The following is a 20772-nucleotide window of genomic DNA, read 5'->3' on the forward strand; positions in this document are numbered from 1 at the left end:
AGCGCCGGGCGAAAGCCCGCCGTTGCTGCGTTATGCTCGCCGCATGCCACGCCATGCGCACCACGCCGGGGAAATGACGGGATGCTGAGCGTCGGCATGGTGGTGCTGGCCGGGCTGCTGTGGCTGGGCGTGCTGTTCGGCACGGCGCTGTATGCCGAGCGTCGGCCGCACGTGCTGGCGGTGCAATGGCCGTACATCTATGCGCTGTCGCTGGCGGTGTACTGCACCTCATGGACGTTCTTCGGCACGGTGACGCAGGCGGCGCGCTATGGCTGGCCGCTGCCGCCGACCTTCGTGGGCACCATCCTGCTGTACGTGTTCGGTGCGTTCCTGCTGGTGCGGCTGGTGCGGCTGGCACGCGAGTCGAATGCGACCTCGCTGGCGGACCTGATCGCCACGCGGCTGGGCAAGGACGGCTGGCTGGCCGCGACGGTGACCCTGGTCGCCGCGCTGGGGCTGATTCCCTACATCGCGCTGCAGCTGAAAGCGGTGGCGATGAGTTTCGCGCTGCTCACGCGTTCGCCCGGCAATGACGCCTTGCCGGCGTGGCAGGACAGCGCGTTGTACGTGGCGCTGGCGATGGCGGTGTTCGCCATGTTGTTCGGCACGCGCCGCGCGAGTGCGGTGGAGCACAACCGCGGGCTGATCCTGGCGATGGCGTTCGAGTCGCTGTTCAAGCTGGCGGCGATGCTGGCGCTGGGGCTGTTCGTCTGGTTCGGATTGCCGGACCTGCCGCCGGCGCCGCCGGTGCCCTCGGCACCGCCGTCCACCACCTACGGGTTCCTGCCGCTGGTGGCACTGGGCGTGCTGGCGATGTTCACCCTGCCGCACCAGGTGCACGTGGGGGTGGTGGAATGCCGCGACGAGCGCCACGTGCGCACCGCGCGCTGGCTGTTCCCGCTGTACATGGTGCTGATGGCCGCGCCGCTGCTGCCGCTGGCGCGGGCGGGCGGGGCGATGTTCGGCGATGCCGTACCGTCCGATCTTTACGTGCTGGCGCTGCCGCTGTCGCAGGGTCATCAGGGCCTCGCGTTGCTGGCCTTCCTCGGCGGCCTGAGCGCGGCCACCGGCATGGTGGTGGTCAGCACGCTGACGCTCAGCCTGATGATCGGCAACCACTGGTTGGCGCCCGGCCTGCTGCGCGGCGGCTGGCTGCGCGGCCGCGGCGGCGACCTGCGGGGTGCGGTGCTGGCCCAACGCCGCGTCGGCATCGTGGCGGTGATGCTGCTGGCGTGGGCGTACAGCCGGCTGGTCGCCGGCAACGACGCGCTGGCCGACGTGGGCGCGGTGTCGTTCTCGGCGCTGGCCACACTGGCACCGGCGCTGGGGTTTGCGATCTGGCGTCCGCAAACGCCGCCGCGCGCGGTGATCGCCGGCATCGTCGCCGCATTCGCCGTCTGGATGTGGCTGCTGCTGTTGCCGGTGGCGATGGATGCGCGCGGCGTGGCGCCGGCGTGGTTGCAGAGTGGTCCGTTCGGTCTGGCCAGCCTGTCGCCGGATGGCTTCTTCGGTCTGACCGGCTGGAGCCGGTTGGGTCGGGCGGTCGGCGTCAGTCTGTTCCTCGGCACCGCAGTGACGTTCCTGGTGACGGGCTGGCACGGCAGCGCGCCGCGCCGCGCCGACAGCCGTGGTTTCGATGCGAAGACGCTGCGCGACGCCGGCCGTCGCTTCCTCTCGCGCGAACGCGTGGAGGAACTGCTGTCCGATGCGCCCCGCAGCGGCCCGGTTCCGGCACCCATCGAGGCACGGCTGGAGCGCGAACTGGCGGCGGTGCTGGGTTCGGCCTCGGCGCGCCTGCTGCTGGATGCCGCGCGCCGCGAGAGCGGCGACCTGGAAACCGTGGCCGCCATCGTCGGCGAGGTTTCGCAGGACCTTCGCTTCAACCAGCAGGTGCTGGAGGCCGCGCTGCAGAACATGAGCCAGGGCATCAGCGTGATCGACCGCGATCAGCGCCTGGTGGCCTGGAACCGGCGCTACGCGCAGATGTTCGGCTTCCCGCCGGAGGTCTTGCAGGTGGGGCGGCCGATCGCCGACCTGACCCGCTGGGCGCTGCAGCGCATGCCGCAACGCGGGTGGGACGAGCGTGCCCTGGAACGGCGGCTGGCCTTCATGCGCGCGGGCACGCCACACCTGACCGAGCGCGTCTTTCCCGACGGCAGCATCGTGGAGATCCGCGGCAATCCGATGCCGGGCGGCGGCTTCGTCGCCACCTATACCGACGTCACCGCGTCGCGGCAGGCCGAGCGCGAACTGAAGCAGGCCAACGAGACGCTGGAACAGCGGGTGGTCGAGCGCACGGCGCTGCTGGAGCATGCCAAGCGCGAAGCCGAGCACGCGAACGATGCCAAGAGCCGCTTCCTGACCGCGATTGGCCACGATCTACTGCAGCCGCTGCACGCGGCGCAACTGTTCACCGATGCGCTGGCGCAGCAGCTGCCGGAGCCGCGCCAGCGCGAAACCGCGTTGCAGGTGCGCGGCGCGCTGGATTCCACCACCGACCTGCTGACCGGCTTGCTGGACATGTCGCGGCTGGAAGCGGGCGGCCTGTTGCCGGAACCGCGCGACCTGCCCTTGATGGAAGTGCTGGAACCGCTGGCCTCCGAGTTCCGCGTGCTGGCGCACGAGCGCGGCCTGTCGTTCGCCATGGTGCCGACGCGGGCGTGGGTGCATACCGATCCGCAACTGCTGCGGCGCATCCTGCAGAACTTCCTCGCCAACGCCGTGCGCTATACCGCGCGCGGTGGTGTGCGGCTGGGCGTGCGGCGCATCGGTGAGCGCTTGCGCGTGGAGGTATGGGACACCGGCCCGGGCATCGCGCAGGCCGACCAGCAGCGGATCTTCGAGGAGTTCCGGCGCGGCGACGATGTGCCGGGGCAGGGGTTGGGGCTCGGACTGTCGATCGCGGACCGCATCGCCACGCTGCTGGACGCGCCGTTGTCGCTGCGCAGCCGGGTGGGGCGCGGCGCCGTCTTCGCGGTCGATCTGCCGCGGGCGACCGCACCCGTCGCCGCGCCGGTGGCGTTCGGCAAGCCGGGCCTCGCCGGTCGCCATGTGCTGGCAGTCGACAACGATCCCGTTGCGCTGTCCGCCTTGCAGCAGGTGCTCGAAGGGTGGGGATGTCGCGTCGCCACCGCCCGGGACAGCGTCGCCGCAGAAGACGCGTTGCGTGCACAGGCGGCCGACCTGTGGCTGTTCGATTACCACCTGGATGCTGGCGATACGGGCGTTGCGATGGCCCAGCGTCTGCGTGCCACGCGTGGCCACCGCCCCTGCCTGATCCTCAGCGCCGACCAGACCGAAGCGGTCCGCCGCGCCGTGCGCGATGCCGAACTGCCGCTGCTGGCCAAGCCCGTGCGGCCGCTGGCGCTGAAGTCGGTGCTGGACCGGATGCTGGCGGCGCGAACGATGTAGCCGCCATCGTCGTCCCAGCGAACGCTGGGACCCATCTTGCTCTTGCTTCGTAGCATTCCAGCGCCTTGTATCAGATCCGACGCAGAGCAACCGCAAAAGCGCAAATGGATCCCAGCGTGCGCTGGGATGACGTCCTGGAGGGATGAGTGGTCTCGTCGTCCCAGCGAACGCTGGGACCCATCTTGCTCTTGCTTCGTAGCATTCCAGCGCGTTGGATCAAATCCGACGCAGAGCAACCGCAAGAAGCGCAAATGGATCCCAGCGTGCGCTGGGATGACGTCCTCGAGGGGCGGAAGAAGTTCCGTCATCCCGGCGAAAGCCGGGCCGCAGCGACTCGATTTCCAGGATTCGTGGTTGCTCAGAAAGCACTGGGTCCCGGCTTGACCCGCCCTCCGGCGGTTGAATGCCGCCGGGATGACGGCGTGAGTGGGTAGAATCCGCGCTTCGCCGCAGAAGGTTCTTCCATGCCCTACACCCCCATCGTCGCCACCCTCGGTTACGTGCTGTCGCCCGATCGTTCGCAGGTGCTGCTGATCCATCGCAATGCGCGCCCGGACGACCAGCACCTGGGCAAGTACAACGGCCTGGGTGGCAAGATCGAGCGCGACGAGGACGTGGTGGCCGGCATGCGGCGCGAGATCCTGGAGGAGGCCGGCATCACCTGCGACGAGATGCGCCTGCGCGGCACCATCAGCTGGCCGGGCTTCGGCAAGAACGGCGAGGACTGGCTGGGTTTCCTCTTCGTGGTCACGGCCTACAGCGGCACGCCGTTCGAGCGCAATCCCGAGGGCACGCTTGAGTGGGTGCCGGTGGAGAAGATCATGGACCTGCCGTTGTGGGACGGCGACCGCCACTTCCTGCCGCTGGTGTTCGACGCCGATCCGCGCGGCTTCCACGGCGTCATGCCGTACCGCGATGGCCGCATGGTGTCGTGGGATTATTCGCGCATCTGAAGGCCGCGTGCTGGACCCTGTAGGAGCGACGTCAGTCGCGACCGCGGACCGCGGACTTCGGATCCTTATCCATGGAGGACCTTGACCGGGGAAACAACTCTCTGGCGATCCTGCCTGGCGAAAGCGACAGGATCGCCTCGTATCCCGGTCGCGACTGACGTCGCTCCTGCACCAGGCCGCCTTGTGTTCCACGGCTGACGCTTGTCCACACGCCATGTGGAGAGCGCGTGGGAAACCGTGTGGATAACCGCGCCGGCGCCTTGTGTCGCAAGCCTGTCAAGATGTGTGGCGAATTTTTGACCAGGCCATGACGATGCGGTGTCCGGGTTGTCCACACCGGGTGTGGATGGTCTGTCGACCAACATGTGGATAAGCATCTGCACGCGTTGCGGCGCAAGGCTGTCAAGATGGGTGGCGAAATTATGATCATCGCCGATGGCGGTCTCACGGCAATGAAGGTTTCACGCAATGGCGGTGTTCCGTCATCCCCGCGGTTTTCAACCGCCGAATGGCGGATCAAGCCGGCACCCAGCGACGTGCAGCACTCTCAAGCATGGGAAGCGAAAGACACTGGGTCCCGGCCTGCGCCGGGATGACGGTTCCCGCACCGCCGTCCCAGCGAACGCTGGGACCCATCTTGCTCTTGATTCGTAGCATTCCAGCGCGTCTTATCCGATCCGACGCAGAGCAACCGCAAAAGCGCAAATGGATCCCAGCGTGCGCTGGGATGACGTCCTCGAGGGTGAGAAGTAGTGCCGTCATCCCGGCGAAAGCCGGGACCCAGCGACATGTAGCGCTCGCAAGCATGGAAAGCCAAAGACACTGGGTGCCGGCCTGCGCCGGGATGACGAATCCCGCGCCGTCGTCCCAGCGAAGGCTGGGACCCATTTTGATCTTGTTTGGTACACGTCCGACTCAGAGCAAACGCAAAAGCGCAAATGGATCCCAGCGTGCACAGGGATGACCTCCTCGAGGGTGAGAAGTAGTGCCGTCATCCCGGCGAAAGCCGGGACCCAGCGACGTGTAGCGCTCGCAAGCATGGAAAGCCGAAGACACTGGGTGCCGGCCTGCGCCGGGATGACGATTCCCCAGCCGTCGTCCCAGCGAACGCTGGGACCCATCTTGCTCTTGCTTCTTAGCATTCCAGTGCGTCGTATCAGATCCGACGCAGAGCAACCGCAAAAGCGCAAATGGATCCCAGCGTGCGCTGGGATGACGTCCTCGAGGGCGAGAAGTAGTGCCGTCATCCCGGCGAACGCCGGGACCCAGCGACTTGCATCGCTCTCGAGCATGGGAAGCGAAAGACACTGGGTCCTGGCTTGCGCAGGGATGACGGTTGCCGCGCCGCCGTCCCGGCCTGCGCCGGGATGACGATCCGGGCTTACTCGATCTGCCGTGCAGGATCCGCCAGTTCCAGTTCGCGCAACACGACGCCGGCCTGGGTTCGGTTGCGCACGCCGAGGCGGTCGAAGATCGCGGAGAGATGGGCTTTCACGGTGCGCTCCTGCACGTCGAGGCGGTCGGCGATCTGCTTGTTCAGCAGGCCCTGCGCCACCAGCGTCAGTACGCGGAACTGTTGCGGCGACAGGCTGGCCAGGCGAGCGGCCAGGTCGGTGTCGTGCGCGGAGGACTGCGAACGGGCGACCGCACCGCGCAAGGAGGCGGGCAGCCATTGTTCGCAAGCGAGCACGCTACGGATCGCATCGCGCAGCTCATCCAGCCCCGAACTCTTCGGCAGGTAACCGGCGGCGCCATGGTCCAGCGCACGGCGCACCACGCGCGGGTCGTCGTTCGCCGACACCACCGCCACCGCGACCGCGGGGAACTGCGCGCGGATCGCCGCCAGTCCCGCCAGCCCGTGGTTGCCGGGCATGTGCAGGTCGAGCAGGACCAGGTCGATGTCGTCGTGCGCTTCCAGCGTGGCGATTACGCCGTCCAGTGATTCGGCCTCGCGCACTGTCAGCTGCGCCACGGCATCCGCAGCGGCCCCGCGCAGGGCGGCGCGGAACAGCGGATGGTCATCGGCGATCAGCAGGTTAGGCATCAGGTGAGGCGTGAGTGGGGAGAAGTGAGGAGTGAGGAAAGGCCACCGCGAGGAGCTGGGCTTTGGCTCACTCCTCACTCCTCTCCACTATCCACTCGCCTCATTGCACGGTCCAGCCACCATCCACCACGATGGTCTGGCCGGTGATGTTGCGGGCGGCGGGCGAGGTGAGGAAGGCGGTGATGCCGGCCAGTTCGTCCAGGCCGATGAACACGCCCTTCGGCATCGGCTTCAGCATCACCTGGCTGACCACGTCGACCTCGGAGATGCCGCGCGTGCGCGCCTGGTCGGCGATCTGCTTGTCGACCAGCGGGGTCTTCACGTAGCTGGGACAGACCGTGTTGATGGTGATGTCGGTGTCGGCGGTTTCCAGCGCCAGTACCTTGGAGAAGCCGACCAGACCGTGCTTCGCGGCGACGTAGGCGCTCTTGTACGGACTGGCGACCAGGGCGTGGATGCTGCCGATGTTGACGATGCGGCCGAAGCCGCGCTCGCGCATGCCGGGCAGCACCGCGCGGGTCAGTCGGGCCACGCCGACCAGCATCACCTGCACCAGGAAGTCCCACTTCTCGATCGGGAAGTCCTCCAGCGGCGAGACGTGCTGCAGGCCGGCGTTGTTGACCAGTACGTCGATCGGCCGCGAGATCGTGGCCAGTGCGGCCTCGATGCTGTCCTGCGAAGTGACGTCCAGGGCGACCGCCTCGGCGGAGCCGCCTTCAGTGCGGATCTGCGTGGCGACCGCTTCGGCCGCCTCGAAGTTGAGGTCGCTGACGATCACGTGGCGACCGGCTTCGGCGAGCTGCGCGGCGATGCCAGCGCCGATGCCGCTGGCCGCGCCGGTGATGAGGAGGGTGTGGGTGGGCTGCATGGGGAACTCCTGCGTGTCGTCGCTAGGGTAGCAGGCAGGCGCGCGCGCTTCGTGGTACCAAAGTACGATGACGGCGCTTCTCGCGAAGCGTAGTTTCGTGGCATTGACCGGAACCCTGGATGCTTTTCACGCATGAACGCGAAGACGCGCATTGCCTGTGGTGTGTTGCTCGGCGCGGCCCTGGCGGCCTGCAGCAGCGCCCCCTCCAAGCCTGAAGCGGTGGCCCACATGATCCAGCCCCAGCGCGTCACCGAGCACCGTGGCAGCGACGACCTGCTCACCGCCGGCCTGGGCCTGGACGGCCTGCGGGCGATGGCGGCGCCCGCGTTCGCCGACCCGGCCAACCCGACCCCGGCCGAACTGCGCCGCCGCGCGGTCTGGGCGAACTGGCGCGGCATCGCCGATCTGTCGCTGACCGGCGGCTACGGTCAGGCCTATGGCAGCGTGGCCAGCGTGCCGGGACGCGAGTATTCCGCACTGGCGAAAGTGCCGGGTGCGTCCCAGCCGCATCGCGTGCTGGTGCAGGTGCCTGACAATTTCGACACCACCAAGCGCTGTGTCGTCGTCACCGCCTCGTCCGGTTCGCGTGGTGTTTACGGCGCCATCGCCGTGGCGGCGCCCTGGGCGCTGCCGAAGGGGTGCGCGGTCGCCTACACCGACAAGGGCGCGGGCACCGATTACTTCGATCTGGATGAGCAGCGTGGCGCGCGCGAGGACGGCACGGTCGGCGAACTGGGTGTCGACACGCTCGCTTTCGTGCCCGACGCACCGGTCGGCGCCAGTGGCGTGGCGGTCAAGCACGCGCATTCCAAGGACAATCCGGAAGCGGACTGGGGCCGGCACGTGAAGCAGGCCGCCGAGTTTGCGCTGGCGTCGCTCGACCATGCCTTTCCGCAGGCCGCGCCGTTCCGCTTCGACAACACCCGCGTGATCGCCGTGGGCATTTCCAATGGCGGCGGCGCGGTGCTGCGTGCCAGCGAAGAGGAGGGCGGCTGGCTGGACGCGGTGGTCGCCGGCGAGCCCAACATCCATGCGGCCGATGCGCCGGGGGCGCGCTCGCTGTACGACTACACCACCGAAGCCGCCTTGCTGATGCCGTGCGCGCTGCTGGACCTGCCGGCGGATGCGCTGCCGCAGCCGCCGCTTCGCGCGCAGGTCGAACCGCTGTGGGTGGCGCGCTGCGCCACGTTGAAAGCGGCCGGCCTGGTGACCGGCGCGGATGCGAAGGCGCAGGCGGCATCGGCGCGTTCGCAGTTAAAGGCGAACGGCTGGACCGACGAAGCGCTGGTGGCCGGCGCGCTCAGCGTCGGCTTCGACCTGTGGCGCGCGGTCGCGGTGACATACGCCTCCGCGTACGGACGCTACGGCGTGGGCGAGCATCCGTGCGGCTTTGCGTTCTCGGCGCAGGACGCCGATTTCAGCGCACGCGCCGCCAGTGCCGCCGAGCGCGCCGCATGGTGGTCCGAGGGCAGCGGGATTCCGCCGGGGGCCGGGGTCGGTATCGTCGACATGAAGCTCGCCGCGCCGGACTTCACCCTGCCGGGCCTGCAGTGCCTGCGCGCGCTGCAGACCGGCAGCAGCGACGATGCACGCCGGGTGCAGGCCGGCATCGCGCAGACCGCGGCGCGCTTCCCGAAGACGCGCCGCCCGGTGGTGGTGATCCATGGTCTGGACGATGGACTGGTGCCGCCGGCCTTCTCCAGCGCGCCCTACGTGGAGGCCGCACGCGCCGCCAACCCCGACGTGCGCTACTGGCAGGTGCGGCATGCGCAGCACTTCGATGGCTTCCTTGCGCTGCCGGCGTACGGCACGCGCTATGTGCCATTGCTCCCCTATGTCTACGCGGCGCTGGACCAGGTCGATGCCACGCTGGATGGCAGCCGCGAGCTGCCGGCGAATGCGTTGATCAGTGCGCAGCCGCGGGGCGCGGGCAGCGTTGAGGCCAGCCAGTTGGCGATTCCGAGGTAGCTATCGACAGCTGTGGGAGCGACGTAAGTCGCGAATGGACCACCGGTCTTGTGGGAGGCGACCGGGAATTCCGGCTATCAGGACTCCGTTCGATCGCGACTTACGTCGCTCCCACAACGAGGAGCCGAGTCCCACCCACAACGGTTTCACCCGGTTCGGCTTACTCTGTAGGCCCGTTCCGGTCGCGCCCGCCCCCATGTCCCGACACTTCTCGATGATCCGCGACTTCCAGCTGGCCGACTGGTTCACGCTGGGCAATGCGTTCTGCGGCACCGGCGCGGTGTTCGCCTCGATGCGCTTCCTGCAGGAGGGCATCCTGCGCGACCTGATGATCGGCATGGCGCTGATCCCGCTGGCCTTCATCTTCGATGCGCTGGACGGACGCGTGGCGCGCTGGCGCAAGCAGGCCTCGGTGCTGGGGCGGGAACTGGATTCGCTGGCCGACGTGATCTCCTTCGGCGTGGCGCCGGCGGCGCTGGCCTACGCCTGCGGCATGCAGGGCGGCTGGGACTGGCTGGTGCTGTCGTACTTCGTGGCCTGCGGCGTCAGCCGGCTGGCGCGCTACAACGTCACCGCCGAGACGCTGGCCGACGGCGGCGACAAGGTGAAGTTCTTCGAGGGCACGCCCATCCCCACCAGTCTGGTGCTGGTGGTGCTGCTGGCCATCGCGGCCTATCTGGGCCACGTGGGCCCGCAGCTGTGGCTGGGCGAGGTGAAGCTGGGGCCCTGGCTGTTGCACCCGCTGGTGCTGCTGTATGCGGTGTCCGGCACGCTGATGATCAGCAAGACGCTGCGCATTCCCAAGCCCTGAGCACCGTGAGGTGAGGGCGCGTCATGCACGCGCGGCCTGCCGCGGCTAGAATCGGTCGGGAAGGGAGGGCACATGGCAAATTCCGTTCCACCGTGGCCGGGCGATTTCGAATCGGTGGCCCAGCAGTACTGGAGTCTGTGGGGCGATGCCCTGCGGCAGTCCGGCGCAACGCCGACGATGGCCATGCCGGGCGTGGCCCCGGGCTGGCAGCAGACGGTCGACTGGTGGTCGAAGCTGGTGCCCGGCGGGCAGCCGCAGGTCGACGAGGCCGTCGGCCGGTTCCAGCGACAGGCAGGGCAGTGGTTCGGGCAGATGCAGCAGGTCGCCGCGCAGTTCACCGGCCGCGACCATGACGCCACCGACATCGGTCGCGCCTGGCGTTCGGCGCTGGGCATGGCCGAACCCACCCCGGCGCACAACCCGTTCGCCGACATCTTCCGCAGCATGCAGGGCGGCGCGCACGGCATGGACGGCTGGATGCAGCAGGTGCGCCCCTGGCTGGACAACCTGCAGCGCGACGGCGACCGCTGGATGCACCTGCCCACGTTCGGCCTGTCGCGCGAGCACCAGGAGCGCTGGCAGCAACTGGCGCAGGCCTACCAGGACTACCAGCGACAGGTCGGCGAGTACGACCAGCTGATGCTGCAGGTGGCGCAGGATGCGTTTGCGCGCTTCGAGCGCAAGCTGGAGGAACACGCCGAACCCGGCCGCCAGCTGCAGAACGCCCGCGCGCTGTTCGACCTCTGGATCGATGCGGCCGAAGAAGCCTACGCACAGGTGGCGATGTCCAACGACTTCCGCCATGCCTACGGTGGCCTGGCCAACGCGCAGGCGCGGTTGCGCCTCGGCGTGCAGCGCGAGGTCGAACAGGTCTGCACGCTGTTCGGCATGCCGACCCGCACCGAAGTCGACTCCGCCCACCGCAAGGTCGTCGAACTGGAACGCGCACTGCGCAAGCTGACGCGTGCGCAGCAGTCGGCCCCCGTGCGCCGCGCGCCCGTCCAGCGGCAACCCGCACCTGCCGACGCTCCGGTTGCCGCGGAAGCCCCGCCGCCGGCTCCGGCGGCCGCAACGCCGAAGCCGGCCAGGAAGCGCGCGCCGGCCCGGCGCAAGCCGGCGCCAGCGCCCAAGGCCGCAGCGAAGAAGCGTGCCGCCGCCACGAAAGCGGCACCGAAGAAGCGGGCTCGCCGCGCCGTGGCCGCAGCTGCGCCAGTGGCGACAAGAACGGCGCGTGCGCCGGTGGCGACTGGCAAGGCCGCCGCACCTGCCAAGGCGAAGAAGCGCGCTGCCAAGGCGCTGCCGAAGGCGCCGGTGACGAAGAAAGCAGCCAAGAAGCTTGCGCCCGCATCGAGCGCGAAGCCCGCGCCTGGCTCGGTGGTATCGATGAAGGACTGGGTGGCACGCAACGCGACGCGCGCGGCCACCGCGGACAAGCCGAAGGCAGGCAAGAAGGCCAAGCGGGGTAGCGGCAAATGAACGGGCCGCTCAACTTCACCGCCGAAGCACTGGCCCACGAGGCCACCACGCTGACGCAGAAGCTCTCCGCCGGCCTGCACACGCTGCCGGAGGTCGAGGAGGTGCACTACGGCGCCACGCCGAAGCAGGAAGTCTGGCGCGACGGCAAGGTGGTGCTGTACCGCTTCATCGGCGAGAAGGCGCCGACGGCGAAAATCCCGCTGCTGATCGTCTACGCGCTGGTCAACCGGCCGTACATGGTGGACCTGCAGCACGACCGCTCGCTGGTGAAGGGCCTGCTGGCGCAGGGCGAAGATGTCTACGTCATCGACTGGGGCTACCCCGACCGGTCCGACCGCTTCCTCGAACTGGACGACTACATCAACCGCTTCATCGACGGCGCAGTGGACCACCTGCGCGACAGCAGCGGCCGCGACGCGGTCAACGTGCTGGGCATCTGCCAGGGCGGCGCGTTCTCGCTGTGCTACGCCTCGCTGCACCCGGAGAAGGTCAAGAACCTGATCACCATGGTGACGCCGGTGGATTTCCACACGCCGGACAACATGCTCTCGCACTGGACGCGCGAGCTGGACGTGGACCTGTTCGTCGATGCGCTGGGCAACGTGCCGGCCGACATGATGAATGCCTGTTACCTGATGCTGAAGCCGTTCCGGCTGAACCTGCAGAAGTACGTGGGGCTGGTCGACATCCTGGACGACAAGCGTGCCATCGAGGATTTCCTGCGTATGGAGAAGTGGATCTTCGACTCTCCGGACCTGGCAGGCGAAGCCTTCCGCCAGTTCATCAAGCAGTTCTACCAGCGCAACGGCTTCATCAAGGGCGGCATCGAGATCGGCGGCGAAGCGGTGGACCTGGGTTTCGTCGACATGCCGGTGCTGAACATCTACGCCGAACAGGACCACCTGGTGCCGCCGGATGCCTCGCGCGCGCTGAAGGACGTGGTTGGCACCGCCGACTACACCGAGCTGAGCTTCAAGGGTGGCCATATCGGCATCTACGTGTCCAGCCGTGCGCAGCGCGAAGTGCCGACGGCGATCCATCACTGGCTGGGGCAACGCGCGCGGTAGGCGCGTGCGTGTTTGCTCTTGTGGGAGCGACGTAAGTCGCGATCGCCCGACCCCGTGCTTCATCGATCCTATCGTTCGCCTGACGGGCGCGTTTCGACGCATGCTTCATCACGATAACCGGTAGCGATCGCGACTCACGTCGCTCCCACAACGGCGGGGCGGCATGTGCCGCTCACCCTCGCTGACATAGACTGTCGCCATGCATCGATACCTGCTCACCATCCTCTGTCTGCTCGCCTTCGCCAGCTCTGCGCCGGCCGCACCTTCACCAACCGCCAAGCGCGAGATCCAGGGGCTGATGGATGCGCTGTCGGCCTCGTCGTGCGAGTTCCAGCGCAACGGCACGTGGCACGGGCGTGAAGAAGCGCGCAAGCATCTGCAGCGCAAGTACGACTACCTGCTCAAGCGCGACCTGGCCGACACCGCCGAGCTGTTCATCGAGCGTGCCGCCAGCAAGAGCAGCATCAGCGGACGTGCCTACCAGGTGCGCTGTCCCGGCCAGCCTACACAGCCGGCGGCCACCTGGTTCAGGGCGAAGCTGGCGGCGCTGCGTGGTTCAGGCGCGCCGGTCCGCTGACGCGCTAGACTGGCCGCGGACCATGACGCGGAGTGGCTGGCGATGAACGACACGCGTTCCAAACCGTTCGCACGCTCGTTGAACGACCGCATGATCGCCGGCGTGATGGGCGGCATTGCGCACCGCTATGGCTGGAGCGCCACGCTGCTGCGCGTGCTGTTCGTGATCGTGTCGATCGCATCGGCGGCGTTCCCGGGCATCCTGGTCTATCTGATCCTCTGGCTGCTGATGCCCAACGAACAGGATTGAGCCATGGCGCCAGCGGGGCTGTGGATCGCACGTGTGCTCGGTGTCGTCTGGGCGGTGCCCAATTCGCTGATCGGGCTGATCGCCGGCGCCGCCGGCATGCCGTTCGGCGCGCGTGCGGAATGGAGCCGGCGCGATTTCGCCCTCGTCTTCCATCGCTGGCCGTGGGGACCGGGGGGCGCCATCACCTTCGGCAACACCATCCTGCACACCGGCGAGACGCTGGAATCCGAATGCATCACCTACGAGCACCGCGCCGGACGCACGCAGCACCCGCGCATCCGCTTGGGCGACCATGAGCGCGCGCACGTCTACCAGTACATGGTGCTGGGGCCGCTGTTCCTGCCGGTCTATCTGGTGTGCGGCGGCGTCAGCGTGCGCAATCCGTTCGAGCGCGCTGCGGATCGATACGCCATGACCGGCAAGGGCTGGTGGCCCTCGCGGTCAGCGTAGTCGCATCAATGAGGTCTGGCCCGTCCTGATCCGGATTTCTTGCCGCCGCCATCCTGCTTGTTGACGGTGGCCCAGGCGATGCGCTCGGCTTCGTCTTTCGAGCGTCCCTGCGCGCGTTCGGAGGCTTCGATGTGTTCGGCCTGGCGCTTCTGTTTGTCGGTGTAGGCGGATTTGTCACCACGAGGCATGACGGCGCTCCTGTGAGGGTGCGATGCCAGCGTGCGACGCGGCACGTAATCGCGGCATGACGGCAGCGTCAACGGAAGCGAAGCGAGCGCGCCTCGTTCAGCGTTCCAGCCGGTCGAACGAGAACAGCGGCCACAGGGCGTGCCGGCGCCGCTCGATCAACGCACGCAGCAGGCCGGCACCGAGCATGCTGTAGGTGATGCCGTTGCCGCCGTAGGCCATCGCGAAGTGCACCCGCGGTCCCCACTGCGGGTGCGGACCGAAGAACGGCAGGCCATCCTCGGTCTCGGCGAAGGTGCCGGCCCAGGAGAACGCCGGGGTCAGTGCCAGTTCGGGAAAGAGGCGATGCAGCCGCTTCAGCAACGTCTGTGCCTTCTTGTCCACGCGGGCGTCGCGCTTGGCAGGGATGTCCACGGCATCGTCCTCGCCGCCCAGCAGCAGCCGGCGGTCGGAGGTGGTGCGCGCATACAGGTAGGGGCGCGCGGTTTCCCACAGCAGCGTGTCGGCGAGAAAGCCCAGCGCCGCTTCCGGCAGCGAATCGCTGATGACGGCATAGCTGCTGCGGTTGCGGGCCACGGATTTCTTCAGCCAGTGCTGGCTGGCGTAGCCCGCGGCCACCACCAAGTACGACGCGCGCACGGTCAGGCCGGTATCGGTGCGCAGCGCCACGCCTCGCGTGGTGGTGGCGATGTCGTCCACGCGGGTCCGGTCGAAGACCGAGGCGCCCTGTTTCTGCAGCCGCTGCAGCAGGCGATGGGTCAGGCGGTACGGATCCACGCGTGCGGCCTGCCGGCTGAGCAGGGCGGCAGGCGCATCGAAGCCGTAATCGTCGCGCACGCGCTCGGACGACAGCAGTTCCACCTCCAGTCCGTGCTTCTGCCGTGCGGCGCACTCTTCTTCCAGGCTGCCGACATCGCGGCGCCGGCTGGCGTAGTACAGGCTGCGGTTGCGGGCGAAACCGACGTCGCGCCAGGCCGAGGCGACCTCGTGCAGTTGGTCGATGGCGTCGGCGCAGGCGCGATAGGCGAGGGCGGCATTGTCTTCACCGTGGCGCTTGGCCAGGTCGACCAGGTGCGTGTCGATCTCGTACTGCAGCAGCGCGGTGCTGGCGGCGGTGCTGCCCCAGCCGATGTCGCGCTGCTCCAGCACCGCCACATCGAAGCCATGCTGCACCAGCTCATCGGCGATCAGCGCACCGGTGATGCCGCCGCCGAGCACCGCCACGTCGCAGCGATGGTCGGCGTCCAGCTGCGGGAACGCCTGCATCAGCCCGTTGCTGACCGCCCAGAAGGGGTAACCACTTTTCAGATCCATGCACGCCCCGCCGGTGTTCGATGCGGGGATGCTGGCAGCCCGCCCGACAGGACGGGGTGAAGGTGCGCCGGATCAGCGCGGCAGTGCGCCCCGCAGGAACAGGTCCACCGACGCCAGCGCCTGCGCTTCCAGCGTGTCGACGTCGGGCATGTGGGTGCTGCCGGCGGCCAGCCGCACCACCTGGTCGCCGAACAGGCTCATGTAGAACTGGGCCGCGGCCGCCTTGGGCGAGGGCAGTTGCAGGCGCCCGGCGGCGACCTGCTGCTCGAAGTAGTCCTCCAGCGTCTGCCGGATCGACGCCACCACATGGTCGAAGAACCAGTCGCGCAGCGCCGGGAACGACTGCCCTTCGCCGATCACGATGCGGTACACCACCTGCGAGTCGCGGCCGGCCATCAGCTGCGCCATCCGGATCGCCACCCGGCGCAGCGCCTGTTCGGGCGACAGTTCGGTCAGGTTGAGATCGCTGAGCACGTGGATGTGCATGTCCATGCGCCGCTCGAGGATGGCGCAGGCCAGGCCTTCCTTATCGCCGAAGATGCGGTACAGCGTGGCCAGCGAACCGCCGGCGCGCGCCACGATCTCGCTCAGGCGCGCATGCTGGTAGCCCTTCTCCGCGAATACCTCGGTGGCCGCATCCAGGAACTTCTCCGCCCGGATCTCGCCGCGGCGGCAGAGATCCACCTGTGGTCGCTGGCGCAGCGGCAAGGTGCTGTGGGTGGTGTCGTTGAAAACGTTTTCCAGATAGTCGGACGGAATGCTCACGGTAAGTCCCTGCACGTGGCTGGGTGGTGATGTGGCCCCAGCCTAGCAAAAAGGTCGTATCACTGTGGCAACTGCATGACGGACGGACGCGCGTCGCGCTAAAGGTAACGCGTGTAGTCGGGCGTTTCCTGCCAGCGGTCGTGTGCACCATCCACGTAAGTGACCGGCGCGGCATCCAGTTCCTCGGGCGTGACATTCTCCAGGCAGCCCAGGTTGACGCCGTAGATGCGCTCCCCGCCCGGCACGTTGTTGCCGATCCCGAACGGGCGCACGCCACAGGTCCGGCAGAAGTGGTGCGAGTTGCGCAGGCTGTTGAACCGGTACTCGGTCAGCTCGTCATCGCCGGCCAGCAGGCGGAAGCGGTCCGGCGTGACGATGGCCGGCCAGAACCGGTTGCGCCGGCAGATCGAGCAGTTGCACCGGTAGGTCGGCTGGGTCAGGTCGATGTCCGCCTCGAAGCGGACCGCCCCGCAATGGCAACTCCCCGTATAGGTCTTCAGCATCCGGCCTCCCGTGCCGATATCGATGCCGGGACGGTCGGGCTGTCCCGCCGGCACCGCCGGAACGCAGAGCGTAACCGACCCCGGTCGGTGGAGTCGTACATGCTGAAGACACTCGATGTTGCAGAGCTCCGGCCGGGCATGCACGTGCAGAAACTGCTCGGCCCATGGATGCAGCATCCCTTCTGGCGGACCTCGTTCGTGGTGGACGAGGAGCGGCTGGCACAGCTGCAGGACAGCGGCGTGGAACAGGTGGTCGTGGACCTGTCGCGTGGCGGCTGGGAAGCGGACCTGCAGGCGCCCGTGGCTGCTGCCGAGCCGGCCGATGGCGCTGCCGTCATCTCCAGCGAAGCCGATGCCGATGCCGCCGCGCCCGCGGAGCGGCGCCGGGTCCTGCTGCCCGACGCCCCCGCCGATTTCACCTCCGAACTGGCCCGCGCCCGGCGCATCTGCGGCGAGGCCCGCGACGCGGTGGAGGCCATGTTCCGCGAAGTGCGCATGGGCCGTGGCGTCGATCCCGGCCATGTGCTGCCGCTGATCGGGGACATCACCGGCTCGGTCGACCGCCATCCCACCGCGCTGGTCAGCGTGGCACGGCTGAAGGACGCCGACAGCTACACCTACCTGCACTCGGTCGCGGTCAGCGCCCTGATGGTGATGCTGGGGCGCGAGATCGGCCTGTCCGGCCCCGACCTGCACGAGGCCGCGCTCGGCGGCCTGCTGCACGACATGGGCAAGGCGGCCATGCCGCTGCACGTGCTCAACAAGCCCGGCAAGCTGACTGACGACGAATTCGATGTCATCCGCCAGCATCCCGTGCACGGCGAGCGCCTGCTGCGCGAAGGCGGCGTCACCCAGGCAGGTGTGCTGCACATCACCCGCCATCATCACGAGCGCATGGACGGCACCGGCTACCCCAACCGGCTGCCGGGCGCCGCGCTGCCCGTGCTCACCCGCATGGGCGCCATCTGCGATGTCTACGACGCCGTCACTTCCAACCGCCCCTACAAGAACGGCTGGGACCCGGGCGAATCGCTGCGCCGGATGGCCAGTTGGCAGGGCCACTTCGACCCTGCGCTGTTGAAAGCTTTCGTGCGCAGCCTCGGCATCTACCCGGTGGGCACGCTGGTGCGGTTGTCCAGCGAGCGGCTGGCGGTGGTGGTGGAACAGAACCCCGCCACGCTGCTGGCGCCGCGCGTGCGCGTGTTCTACTCCGCCAAGTCGCGCACGCACCTGCTGCTGGCCGACATCGACCTGGCCACCACCGACGGCCGTGAGCGCATCATCGGCATCGAGTCGCCGGAGAAATGGGGCTTCCGCGAACTCGAGAAGCTCTGGCTGCCCTGAGCGCGGCCGCTGTCGATTCCGGTACTGCCCGCTCGTCGTCTTCACATCCACGACAGAACGGGAGGAGACCGCCGTGCACACCTATTCCGGCAGTTGCCATTGCGGCGCCGTGCGCTACGCGTGCGACCTGGACCTGTCCGCCGGCACGCGGCGCTGCAACTGCAGCTTCTGCCTGAAGACCCGCATGTGGAAGGTGTTCGTGCTGGGCGAGGACCGCTTCCGCCTGCTGCAGGGCGTCGACGCGCTGTCCGACTACCGCGCGCGTGCCTCCGGGTGGCCCGAAGGCCATGTCCACCACTACTTCTGCCGCCACTGCGGCGTGCGTGGTTTCAGCAAGGGTTATCTGGAGATGGCGCCCTTCAACGGCTGGTTCCACGCGGTCAACGTCGCCACCCTGGATGGCCTGGACGACGCCCGGTTCGCTGCCATTCCCGTGCAGTACGAGGACGGTCGCCGCGACGACTGGGACCATCCGCCCTTGCATGCCGGCTACCTGTAGGCCGGCGGACTTCCGGCACGTGCGGAATGCATGCGAGGCCGGCGAGGATGGCCCGCCACGACGCCCGTTCCCGTGCCAGGAGACGGGCGCGATAGGGCCCCATCCCCGCATACGAAGGACGCCGCATGTCCCTGTTGTCCCTGCTCATGGCCGCCACCGCCGCCACCTCGCCCGCGCCCATGGTGGATGCCGCCACCCTGGCCGCCATCGAAGCCACCTGCCTGGATTACGTGGACGGCCAGCTGGAAGGCGATCCCGCGCGCGTCGCGCGCGCCCTGCATCCTGACCTGGCCAAGCGCGCGGTGACCGGCGACACGCCCGACGAACGCCTCGGCCTTCGCCGCATGTCGAAGGAGGAGCTGGTCTCGCTCACGCGCCAGGGCGTGCTGAAGACGCCGAAGGAGCAGTGGAACCGCAGCTGCCGCATCCTCGACGTCACCGCCGAAACTGCCGCCGTGAGGCTGGAGACGCCGTGGTTCGTCGATCACTTCCACATGGGTCGCTACGGCGACCGCTGGATCATCGTCAATGCGCTGTGGCACATGAAGCCGCGTTGATCGTCGTCACTGGGCCACGGCAGCCTTGCGATACAGCACGGCTGCCGCCAGCCACGCCGCGGTGCAGAGGCCGGTGAAGGCCAGGACGAATAGCGCCGGTGTCTGCGACGCGATCCACACGGCAATCGCGCCACTCACGACCTGCAGCGCCGCCATCGCGGACAGCGTGAGCGCCATCCCGCGCGCCTGAAGTCTCGAGATCGCGGCGCCGATGACGCCCACCAGCAGCACCGCGGCAAACAGCAGGTTCGCCGGATGCTCCGGTTCGTCGACGATGCCGACGGCGAGGTTTGCCCACACCAGCAAGAAGGCGGTGCCGATGGCCAGCAGGCTCGCCAGCAGATGGGCCGGCACGCGCGCCACGCGCAGGGCTGCCTCGAAGGCGAGGCAGGCGACCAGCAGCATCGCGCCGAACAGCGCGAAATCGCGGCCGGTCCACGCCACCTCGTCGGTGAAACGCATCGCCACCCATGGCAGCGCCAGCAGGGCCAGCGCGCCGCCCCACGACAGCGGGCGCAGCACGCGGATACAGGCATTTGCTTCAGGCATCGTATCGCTGGTCATCTTCGTTCCTCCCGCCCGCAGGGCGCCGGGCGACATGCTGGGCTGGGATGATGTGCCGGCGGCGGGGGCCGTGTGAAGTCAGCACGAAGTCGGCCGTCAGGGTGTCGGCACGTGCGCTCCGCGGCATCGCCTCGGGACCCGCAGAATCACGACGCCTCGGGCAGCACATCGCCATCCGGAGTTTCCCGCTGGTCCCAATGCGTCTTGACCTGAAGGATGCGCGGCATGGACGCGAGGAACGCGTCGACCAGCCGCGGCTCGAAGTGGCTGCCGCTGTCCTCGGTGATCTTGGAGATCACCACGTCGAGTGGCCAAGGGTCCTTGTACGGCCGTCGTGTCGCCAGCGCATCGAAAACATCGGCGACGGCGACGATGCGTGCGGATTCGGGAATCTCGCTGCCGGACAGGCCGCGCGGATAGCCTGATCCGTCCCAGCGTTCGTGGTGGTTCAGCGCCACTTCCGCCGCAAGCTGGAACAGCGGCGCTCGGCTGCGACTCAGGATCTCGAAGCCGATCTCGGTGTGACGCTTCATCGTGGACCATTCGCGCGGGTTCAACTTCCCCGGCTTCTTCAGGATCTCGTCGGGTATCCCGATCTTGCCGGTGTCGTGCATCGGTGCGGCCTGTTCCAGCAGTTGGGCACGCCCGCTATCCCAGCCGACCGCTTCGGCCAGCACGCGGGCGTAGGCCGCCATGCGCCAGATGTGCGCGCCGGTATCGGAATCGTTGTAGTGGCCTGCCACGCCGAGCATCTGGATCGCATCCTGGTAGCTCCTGTTCAGTGCCGAGGTGCGGACCAGCGAGAGATGCGTATTGACGCGCGCGCGCAGGATGAAGGGCGACACCGGCTTGGTGATGTAGTCCACGCCGCCGCAGGCGAAGCCGGTACGTTCGTCCACTTCCCGGTCCAACGCGGTGACGAAGATGATCGGAATGTGCTCGGTGCCGCTGTGCGCCTTCAATGCCCATGCGACTTCGTAGCCATCCATGCCGGGCATCTCCACGTCCAGCAGGATCAGGCTGGGCGCATGTTTCTCTACCGCACGCAACGCCTGCACGCCGTCACGGGCGAGCACGAGGCGATGGTCCTCGCCCAGGATCTGCCGGAACAGCGCCAGATTGTTCGGCTCGTCGTCGACGCAAAGGATAGGTCCGTTGGGCATGCA

At 68.2% G+C, this 20772-nt stretch carries 20 protein-coding genes; 12 read left to right on the plus strand and 8 right to left on the minus strand.

Annotated features, from left to right (window positions below):
- Positions 1-81: 81 nt before the first annotated feature.
- Positions 82-3411: a PAS-domain containing protein gene (locus ASD77_RS15330; RefSeq protein WP_055943904.1), complete on the plus strand. Its 3330-nt coding sequence runs from the start codon at positions 82-84 to the stop codon at positions 3409-3411.
- Between the two features lie 464 nt (positions 3412-3875).
- Complete coding sequence (locus tag ASD77_RS15335; protein WP_055943907.1) at positions 3876-4364, plus strand: 8-oxo-dGTP diphosphatase; 489 nt, start codon at positions 3876-3878, stop codon at positions 4362-4364.
- Positions 4365-5745: 1381 nt separating this feature from the next.
- Here the strand turns inward: ASD77_RS15335 and ASD77_RS15340 are convergent.
- Both ASD77_RS15340 and ASD77_RS15345 read right to left on the minus strand, forming a co-directional pair.
- Complete coding sequence (locus ASD77_RS15340) at positions 5746-6408, minus strand: response regulator transcription factor (RefSeq protein WP_055943910.1); 663 nt, start codon at positions 6406-6408, stop codon at positions 5746-5748.
- A gap of 100 nt (positions 6409-6508) precedes the next feature.
- The gene (locus tag ASD77_RS15345; protein ID WP_055943913.1) at positions 6509-7276 is read right to left on the minus strand and encodes a 3-hydroxybutyrate dehydrogenase; all 768 of its coding nucleotides are present in this window, start codon (positions 7274-7276) and stop codon (positions 6509-6511) included.
- Positions 7277-7408: 132 nt separating this feature from the next.
- On the opposite strand from ASD77_RS15345, the gene ASD77_RS15350 reads away from it, so the two are divergent.
- The 7 genes from ASD77_RS15350 to ASD77_RS15380 all read left to right on the plus strand — a co-directional run bounded on the left by ASD77_RS15350 (position 7409) and on the right by ASD77_RS15380 (position 13874).
- On the plus strand, positions 7409-9244 hold the full coding sequence (locus ASD77_RS15350; RefSeq protein ID WP_082563357.1) for a 3-hydroxybutyrate oligomer hydrolase family protein: 1836 nt from the start codon (positions 7409-7411) through the stop codon (positions 9242-9244).
- A 196-nt stretch (positions 9245-9440) separates the two neighbouring features.
- Positions 9441-10055 carry a CDP-alcohol phosphatidyltransferase family protein gene (locus ASD77_RS15355; RefSeq protein WP_055943916.1) on the plus strand — a complete coding sequence of 205 codons (615 nt, stop codon included), beginning with the start codon at positions 9441-9443 and terminating at the stop codon, positions 10053-10055.
- Positions 10056-10127: 72 nt separating this feature from the next.
- Positions 10128-11531, plus strand: coding sequence for a class III poly(R)-hydroxyalkanoic acid synthase subunit PhaE (gene phaE / locus ASD77_RS15360; RefSeq protein ID WP_055943919.1), 1404 nt, complete (start codon positions 10128-10130; stop codon positions 11529-11531).
- The gene (locus tag ASD77_RS15365; RefSeq protein WP_055943922.1) at positions 11528-12598 is read left to right on the plus strand and encodes a class III poly(R)-hydroxyalkanoic acid synthase subunit PhaC; all 1071 of its coding nucleotides are present in this window, start codon (positions 11528-11530) and stop codon (positions 12596-12598) included. Before phaE ends, ASD77_RS15365 begins: the two co-directional genes overlap by 4 nt.
- A 199-nt stretch (positions 12599-12797) precedes the next feature.
- Positions 12798-13175, plus strand: a complete 378-nt coding sequence (locus tag ASD77_RS15370; protein WP_055943925.1) for a DUF5329 domain-containing protein — start codon at positions 12798-12800, stop codon at positions 13173-13175.
- Between the two features lie 42 nt (positions 13176-13217).
- The gene (locus tag ASD77_RS15375; protein WP_055943928.1) at positions 13218-13424 is read left to right on the plus strand and encodes a PspC domain-containing protein; all 207 of its coding nucleotides are present in this window, start codon (positions 13218-13220) and stop codon (positions 13422-13424) included.
- A gap of 3 nt (positions 13425-13427) precedes the next feature.
- Positions 13428-13874, plus strand: coding sequence for a hypothetical protein (locus tag ASD77_RS15380; protein WP_055943931.1), 447 nt, complete (start codon positions 13428-13430; stop codon positions 13872-13874).
- Between the two features lie 5 nt (positions 13875-13879).
- Here the strand turns inward: ASD77_RS15380 and ASD77_RS15385 are convergent, their stop codons facing one another.
- The 4 genes from ASD77_RS15385 to ASD77_RS15400 form a co-directional block, all read right to left on the minus strand.
- A complete protein-coding gene (locus ASD77_RS15385) occupies positions 13880-14062 on the minus strand; it encodes a hypothetical protein (protein ID WP_055943934.1) in 183 nt (60 codons plus the stop codon).
- 97 nt (positions 14063-14159) lie between these two features.
- Positions 14160-15374 carry an FAD-dependent oxidoreductase gene (locus tag ASD77_RS15390; RefSeq protein ID WP_055943937.1) on the minus strand — a complete coding sequence of 405 codons (1215 nt, stop codon included), beginning with the start codon at positions 15372-15374 and terminating at the stop codon, positions 14160-14162.
- A gap of 72 nt (positions 15375-15446) precedes the next feature.
- The gene (locus ASD77_RS15395; RefSeq protein ID WP_055943940.1) at positions 15447-16139 is read right to left on the minus strand and encodes a TetR/AcrR family transcriptional regulator; all 693 of its coding nucleotides are present in this window, start codon (positions 16137-16139) and stop codon (positions 15447-15449) included.
- A gap of 98 nt (positions 16140-16237) precedes the next feature.
- Complete coding sequence (locus ASD77_RS15400) at positions 16238-16642, minus strand: GFA family protein (protein ID WP_055943943.1); 405 nt, start codon at positions 16640-16642, stop codon at positions 16238-16240.
- Between the two features lie 99 nt (positions 16643-16741).
- Between ASD77_RS15400 and ASD77_RS15405 the strand changes: the two genes are divergently transcribed.
- The 3 genes from ASD77_RS15405 (at position 16742) to ASD77_RS15415 (ending at position 19042) form a co-directional block, all read left to right on the plus strand.
- Positions 16742-17986 (plus strand): HD-GYP domain-containing protein, encoded by a 1245-nt coding sequence (locus ASD77_RS15405; RefSeq protein WP_082563359.1) that lies wholly within the window; start codon positions 16742-16744, stop codon positions 17984-17986.
- 73 nt (positions 17987-18059) lie between these two features.
- Complete coding sequence (locus tag ASD77_RS15410) at positions 18060-18485, plus strand: GFA family protein (protein ID WP_055943949.1); 426 nt, start codon at positions 18060-18062, stop codon at positions 18483-18485.
- Between the two features lie 125 nt (positions 18486-18610).
- Positions 18611-19042 carry a nuclear transport factor 2 family protein gene (locus ASD77_RS15415; RefSeq protein ID WP_055943953.1) on the plus strand — a complete coding sequence of 144 codons (432 nt, stop codon included), beginning with the start codon at positions 18611-18613 and terminating at the stop codon, positions 19040-19042.
- Between the two features lie 6 nt (positions 19043-19048).
- Here ASD77_RS15415 and ASD77_RS15420 read toward each other — a convergent pair whose 3' ends face one another.
- Together ASD77_RS15420 and ASD77_RS15425 are read right to left on the minus strand one after the other, a co-directional pair.
- Positions 19049-19606, minus strand: a complete 558-nt coding sequence (locus ASD77_RS15420) for a hypothetical protein (protein ID WP_055943956.1) — start codon at positions 19604-19606, stop codon at positions 19049-19051.
- Positions 19607-19752: 146 nt separating this feature from the next.
- Entirely contained in the window at positions 19753-20769 is a 1017-nt protein-coding gene (locus ASD77_RS15425; protein ID WP_055943959.1) for an HD domain-containing phosphohydrolase, read from the minus strand.
- Positions 20770-20772 lie beyond the last annotated feature (3 nt).

The organism is Pseudoxanthomonas sp. Root65, from assembly GCF_001427635.1.
GTDB lineage: Bacteria > Pseudomonadota > Gammaproteobacteria > Xanthomonadales > Xanthomonadaceae > Pseudoxanthomonas_A.